At 65.2% G+C, this 3,389-nt stretch carries 2 protein-coding genes; both read right to left on the bottom strand.

Annotated elements, in window-relative coordinates:
* Nucleotides 1-8 precede the first annotated feature (8 nt).
* Complete coding sequence (locus ACOI1H_RS24355) at nt 9-1,631, bottom strand: CRTAC1 family protein (RefSeq protein WP_422440808.1); 1,623 nt, start codon at nt 1,629-1,631, stop codon at nt 9-11.
* Nucleotides 1,628-2,890: a vanadium-dependent haloperoxidase gene (locus tag ACOI1H_RS24350; RefSeq protein WP_422440807.1), complete on the bottom strand. Its 1,263-nt coding sequence runs from the start codon at nt 2,888-2,890 to the stop codon at nt 1,628-1,630. The genes ACOI1H_RS24355 and ACOI1H_RS24350 overlap by 4 nt, the downstream gene beginning before the upstream one ends.
* Nucleotides 2,891-3,389 lie beyond the last annotated feature (499 nt).

The following is a 3,389-nucleotide window of genomic DNA, read 5'->3' as shown; positions in this document are numbered from 1 at the left end:
CCGAAACGCTACGGGACCGCCCTGCCCGCCTCAAGCAGGTTTCCTCTGACAGTGCCGTCAGGGGTCCATGGCACCGGGGCAAGGCCTGGGCTGATCGTATGGAAACTGCCCGGTGCAATTGGTGCCCATGCCCCTTCCGTGCCGTCGGGCCACAGGACGCGCACCTCGGCCTTTCCGGCGCTGCCCAGACCAAAGTGCCACCAGCCCAGTTGTCCGCTCGCATGGCCGCCGCCCAGCGTGACCTCCCGGCGCTGAATTCCCGCTGCAGTGCGCAATTCGATCCAGGCGTTGATGCCATCGCGGTTCGCACCGTTCCCCAACAGTCGGAACGCAGCAAAGCCGGCGGCGGTGCCGGTGCCCGCGTTTCGCCACATTTCGGCCGGGGTGCGGCGGTTGACGACCACCATGTCCAGCAGCCCATCGAGGTTGAAATCCACCAGCAGCCCACCGCGCCCCAGCCCCGTACTGGCGACGCCCGCGTCGTTCCCCGCCTCCATGAATGTACCATCGGAGCGCTGCAGCAGCAGATTGTTGGGGTCGTCCTGCGCGAAGTCGGGCATGCGGTCCACGTTGCCCTTCACGATCCAGATGTCGGCCAGACCGTCGTTGTTTACATCCTCGATCTGGGTGTGCCACGCGGTCGATGGCCGTTCGTCGTCTCCAGTATGGGGGCGATGCGCCGTGACACCGCGAGCGAAGGCGTCGTCTCTGTATTGGGGCAGCGCGGCGGGACCGGGATTGGTCAGGGTCTGCAACTTGTTGTCGGCCATCGAGGTCAGGACGTATTCGGGGAAACCGTCGGCGTCGAAATCGCGGCTGGCGATGCCCATGCCCCAGATCCGCAGGCGCTGCCATCCCTCCTCGACCGTCCATAGGCGGGGCGGTTGCCCGGCAGGAATGTGCCAAAGCTGTTCTTCACCGCCCCTGTAGTATTCACGGTCGTTGGACACGCGCAGATCAGGCGTGCCGGTGCGGGCCCAGTCGGTGAACAGCATGGCCAACGGGCAATGCGACGGAGTAAGTGCGAGGGGTGCAGCGAACCCCGTCGCGCCAGGGCGATACAGGCGGTTTTCGGTGCAGGAGCCCCACGGAAAAGCCTCCTCTGCACGGTCTATATAGCCACCCAGCGCCAGCGTGGGCCAGTCCTGCCCGTCCTCCCAGGTCGCGGCAAAGGCCGACCACCAGGCATCGCCCCCGTCAAACCCCCAATCCTCGTTCGCGCGGGTGAATTGGCAATCGCCAAGACCGCGCATCAGCACCGTTTCTCCGATCCGCAGCAGCGCGAGGTCGGTGATGCCGTCGGCATCGATATCCAGCGGATAGGTCTGGGTCACGCCAGACAGTTCCAGCCCGGAGGGTTCCTCGGCAAATGCGAGCGGGCTCCCTTGCGTCGCCACATTGCGATAGAACCGCGCAGGGTCCGTGCCGCCGGCCAACAGCAGATCGGGATAGCCGTCGGAATTGCAGTCAAAGGCCCCTGCCCCGCCGCCAACCATGTATTCCCAATCACCTGCATAGGTGCCACCGATCCCGGCAGTGGCGGTCTCATCGACATAGGACGGAACGGCGGGTTCCTCCTGCGCAGCGGCGGGAGTCGCACACAGGGCAATGGCAACCAGAAGGCGCATCATGGCCGTGTGACCAGTGCATTCGTCCAACCCGCCACGCAGCGCCCCTGATCGAGGCCCCGGTCAATGGCCGCCGGAAAATGGATGCCGCCATAAAGCCGAGAGATGCCCGCTTCGGCGGCGGCTTCCCTGAAATTGGCAAAGCTGCGGGAGGGAAGTCCGTCGTCCTCATGCGTGGTGTCCGCGAAGGCAAGTTCCGGCCCGAAGAGCGCGGTCAGCACCTCGGCCGAGGCACCGGACAGGGTCGAATGTCCCGACGGGTATTCCGGAAACGGCGGCGTGGTCAAGATCGGCGTGAAGGACGGATCGATCTGGGCCCGGATGTAGGTGATCGGGCGCAGCAGATCGAAGGCGAACTTGGCCTGCCAGCAGGCGATCAACGCATCGGCCAGACCGATCCCAACTCGCGCCAGCGTGTCCGCGCGCGTCACGGCATCTGCATCCTGATCGTCCAGCACGATCCGCGCGATGGTGATCCAGTGGCCCGGAGGCGTGGGCGACAGCATCGGATCGTCGGACCAGAACCGCGCGATGGCTAGTTGGTCGGCGGTCAGGTTGGCGGTTGCAGTATGGACGGCCATCGCCTCGGCGTAGAACGCGGTGTCGGGCGCTGTCGCGTAGGCCGGTGGCGGCGGCAACAGACAGGCATCGCCTGCGGGCATCGCGAGGGGGCGGTTCTTGCCCCAGTCTGGCAGAAGCGGTGTCTGCTGCTGGCGGACAAGCGAGGTCGGCACCCAGTCGGATGGCGTATCCGGCGCGGGCCAGGCGGCCGCGAACCCCATGTTCGTGACCTCTGCCCCGCCATCGGTGGCCGCCCATGCCAGGATATGGTTTGCAATCGCCAGCCCCTGATTGCGCGATGCGGTGACGGCTGCGGCGTCCACACCATTGGCAACGAGGGCGGCCAGGCGGTCCGTCATGGCGGCCATCGCACGCTGGCCGGTGGGGCCGGTGTTGGCGAACAGCACGGGCACGGCCGCCGCCAGCGCCGCGTTCAGGATCACGCCGTGGTCTGGTGGTGTGTCAACTGAGTTGGGCATTGGTGTCAGGTCGTTCAACTGGCCTGCCAGCGACCGCAGGCCGGGGTGTGCGGCCACCGTCGCCTCCCACGCGGCGACACCCAGATAGCCGAAGGCGCGGGATGCTACGGGCGGTGAATAGGTCGGCGTGTGGCGCACGAGCTCAAGGACAAGCCGATACCAGCCGTCGATGGCGGCACGGGCGCGTGCGTCGGCATCGACCGATGCACTTGTCTGCGACATCTGCGCCGCGGCCGGCCACGCAAACAACGACGCACCAATCAATGTCGCAGCGCTGCGGCGTGTTACACGCATATTTCCCCCCACGTTTGGCCTCACGAAAGGATAAAGGGCATCCATCTACCGGACAAGGGAAGAAGTCCGCGATATACCCAAAACAATTCTCGAAGCCGAGGGGCAGGTTATCGCCCGCCGTATGCGCCCGCGCCCGGCCGGTGACCCCTGCGCAGCCACATCCAAAGGGTGGGACGTCAGTCGGATCGGTTACAATTGGTTCGCTTTCCGCACGTCGTCCTTGCAAATCGGCAAGGCGTCTCTCGGCCCTAGGTTCAGAACCCATTCATCGGATCGAGGCCACGAGGTCTGCATGTCCTGTCAGGGTGCTGTCAGACTAATTCGAACCAGTCTCAGTTTGCCGCGAAACGTCGGAACCTATGCCGAACAAAGTTGACGCCACTCGGAAAGAGCAGCGGCACGGTTGAGCTTGAAGTTATGTCGTGAA

The sequence above is a fragment of the Loktanella sp. DJP18 genome, from assembly GCF_049310965.1.
Taxonomy (GTDB): domain Bacteria; phylum Pseudomonadota; class Alphaproteobacteria; order Rhodobacterales; family Rhodobacteraceae; genus Loktanella.
This window is presented reverse-complemented; position numbering and strand designations above follow the sequence as displayed.